The sequence below is a fragment of the Methyloglobulus sp. genome, from assembly GCF_040079455.1.
Lineage (GTDB): Bacteria > Pseudomonadota > Gammaproteobacteria > Methylococcales > Methylomonadaceae > Methyloglobulus.
Map to the genome: position 1 here is coordinate 1 of NZ_JBEBKJ010000155.1, position 3,510 is coordinate 3,510.

At 42.1% G+C, this 3,510-nt stretch carries 3 protein-coding genes; all 3 read left to right on the forward strand.

The annotated features are described in order from the left end of the window. A partial coding sequence (locus ABL924_RS18165; protein WP_349028505.1) for a hypothetical protein occupies window positions 1-482 on the forward strand: 482 nt, incomplete at its 5' end. An 80-nt stretch (window positions 483-562) separates the two neighbouring features. Then, the gene (locus ABL924_RS18170; RefSeq protein WP_349028506.1) at window positions 563-2,617 is read left to right on the forward strand and encodes a bi-domain-containing oxidoreductase; all 2,055 of its coding nucleotides are present in this window, start codon (window positions 563-565) and stop codon (window positions 2,615-2,617) included. Next, a partial coding sequence (locus ABL924_RS18175) for a heparinase II/III family protein (RefSeq protein ID WP_349028507.1) occupies window positions 2,614-3,510 on the forward strand: 897 nt, incomplete at its 3' end. The genes ABL924_RS18170 and ABL924_RS18175, both read left to right, overlap by 4 nt.

The following is a 3,510-nucleotide window of genomic DNA, read 5'->3' on the forward strand; positions in this document are numbered from 1 at the left end:
GTTCTAGTGAGTCCGACTTACGATTTGCTTATTATTATTTCGTTCAAAATTCCACTTCAATTCAAGGATTTAATGAGTTTTCTTATTTCAAAAGATTATTGTTTTTTTGGCTACCTAGCTTTTGGGATTTTTTTAATATAAAACCAGACGATTTTGAGTATGTTATGTACTATGAGTATATGTTAGGTAAAGTAGGCTCGATGCATCCAACTTTTTTTGGCTCTATTTATGCTGACGGGGGATGGTTTATAGTTCCTTGGCTTATATATTCTGCATCTTTACTATTGCTTACTGTTCCAATCTTAAAGCTCTATAGGGGATGGGCTTTTTTTGCAATTTGGGGGCTGTTTTCTTACGTTTACATGATGATGGCTAGAGGCTCTTTATATGGGCCGTTTGTCATTCTCTCGTTTGGTTTAGTTTTTGTATGGCTTGCTCAAAATTTCTCTAGTAGATTATTTTTTAAATGGTGCCTTAAATGAAGCAAATTTTACAAAACATGAGCAACGGTGAAACTACAATCACTAATTCACCGGCTCCAATTAACAGCATTGGTTGTGTAATGATAAATACACAATTAAGTTTAGTTTCTTCCGGTACGGAACGGATGCTAGTTGATTTTGGAAAATCTTCCTATATCCAAAAAGCTCATCAACAACCTGAAAAAGTGAAAATGGTACTGGATAAAATCCAAACCGATGGCTTAGTTACCACCATTGAGGCTGTTCAATCCAAACTGTCGCAACCCTTGCCACTGGGATACTGCAATGTTGGTTTTGTCTTTGAAATTGGCAAAGGCGTTGATGGTTACAAGATCGGCGACCGAGTGATTTCTAATGGTCCTCACGCAGATATTGTGAAAGTACCCCAAAATTTGTGTGCATTAGTTCCTGATAATGTAACTGATGAAGAAGCGGTATTTACCGTAGTAGCCAGTATCGGGTTACAAGGAATTCGCCTAACGCAACCCACCTTAGGAGAGGCAATAGTTGTAACTGGCGTGGGATTGATAGGCTTGCTCACTGTACAATTGCTGCGAGCACAGGGTTGTCGGGTATTAGCTATTGATTTTGATGATTCAAAGCTCAAGCTAGCGCATCAGTTCGGCGCTGACACCTGCAATCCTGGCAAAGGCGAAGATCCGGTTTCAGCAGGTATGGCGTTTAGTAGGGGCCATGGAGTTGATGCGGTAATTATTACCGCATCAACTAAGTCATCTGATCCAGTAATGCAGGCAGCTCAGATGTGTCGTAAACGGGGACGTATCGTATTGGTTGGTGTGACGGGGCTTGAACTCAGCCGTGCCGATTTTTATGAAAAAGAACTAACTTTCCAAGTGTCTTGTTCTTACGGCCCTGGCCGATATGACCCGATCTATGAAGATAAAGGCCAAGATTACCCATATGGCTTTGTCCGTTGGACTGAGCAACGTAACTTTGAGGCGGTTCTGGACATGATGTCTGGTGGACAGATTGATGTTAAGCCACTCATTACCCATCGCTATGCGTTTGAAGATGCACCAAAAGCTTATCAATTACTTACCGAGGACAAATCTGCGCTAGGTATTTTGCTCCACTATAGTTCCGAGGTATCTGAGCGTAATGTTAAGCAAATAGCGCTACGAGAAAATGTTAGTTTTAATGCCAATATGCCTGTGCTTGGTTTTATCGGTGCCGGTAACTACGCTTCACGTATACTTATTCCTGCTTTCAAAGCAGCGGGAGGTCAACTTCATACTATTGTCACTGCTGGTGGTATCAACGGGGTTATTCATGGCGCAAAAGCAGGTTTTGCCGAAGCATCGACTGACGTCGAGGCGATGTTGGCGAATAAAACTATCAATACTGTGGCCATTGTCACGCGTCATGAAAGCCATGCCCGATTTGTTATCCAGGCACTTAATGCTGGAAAACATGTGTTTGTTGAGAAACCGCTAGCGATTGAACTGGATGAACTGGCTGAAATTAAAGATGCCTACCAAGCCGCCCATAATGCGGGTAAAAAACCACATCTGATGGTTGGTTTTAATCGTCGCTTTTCGCTGCAGATCCAGAAAATGAAATCGCTTTTACAGTCTGTTAAAGAGCCTAAGTCATTAATTATGACGATGAACGCAGGAGCTATTCCAGCAAATCATTGGACACAGGATAACTCAATAGGTGGTGGGCGTATCATTGGTGAAGCATGTCACTTTATCGACTTAATGCGCTTTTTGGTGGGTAGCGAGATTATTTCTGTGCAAGCTCGCCGTATGGGTGATGTTCCTGAACTAAAAATCAGTGAGGATAAGGCATCCATTACTCTAGGGTTTGCAGATGGCTCATTTGGCACCATACACTATTTCGCCAATGGTGCTGCCAGTTTTTCAAAAGAACGCATCGAGGTATTTTCGGCTGGACGTGTCCTCCAATTAGATAACTTTCGTAAGCTTAAAGGTTACGGCTGGACTGGATTTTCGAAAATGAATTTATGGAAACAGGATAAGGGACAAAGAGCCTGTGCGGCTGCTTTTTTACTCGCCATAGAACAAGGCCTTGCCACACCGATTCCAGTAGAAGAAATTTTCGAGGTAGCTAAGGTCACCATCAAGGCGGCTGACTTACTTCGAACTCAATGATTGATTTGTTAATAAAAGGCAGAACAGCTTTCGCTTTAGGAATACCAAATTTAATTCGTGTAATCTTTTATCGCTTAAGTATTAAATTCCGGCTTCATCCTGTTCAACAATTAAGTGCCAGCATACCTAAAGCCCCCTTTTTTCAAAGGGGCTACTTTAAAAGCAACTGTCCGCCTTGTTCTGATGATTGGCAAGAACGAGCATTGTATTTTGGCTGGATGCCAAGACAGTTGAAAACTGAGCCTCCGGATTGGTATTTTAATCCCTTCACTAGCAAAAGCTTTAACACTTCTACTTTGGAGTGGTGGCGTATCCTTGATTTTGATGGGTCGGTTGGCGATATTAAAGTTATTTGGGAGGCATCACGGTTCAACTGGGTTTTGGCTTTCGCTCAAAAAGTGAAGGCAAATGACCACAGTCAGCTTGACCGGATGAATAATTGGCTAGAAGACTGGTGTATTAATAATCCGCCCTATTGTGGTTCTAATTGGAAATGTGGTCAAGAGGCATCTATTCGAGTGATGCACCTTGCCATGGCAGCTTTAATTCTCGAACAAACACAAAATCCCGCTCAAGGTTTAATTGATTTGGTTAAGCTGCATTTGCAACGTATCGCCGCTACTTTGAGTTACGCGGTTGCACAGGACAACAATCATGGCACATCCGAAGCAGCTGCGCTTTTTATTGGCGGCAGTTGGTTAGAACTAGTGGGGGTAAATGAAGGAAAAAGCTGGCATAAATTAGGCCGCAAATGGCTAAAGAACCGAGTATTTCACCTGATAGAAAATGATGGTAGTTTTAGCCAATATTCAGTCAATTATCATCGTATGATGCTGGATACGATGTGTATGGTAGAGCTTTGGCGAAGACATTTAAACCTATCTCCTTTTCCA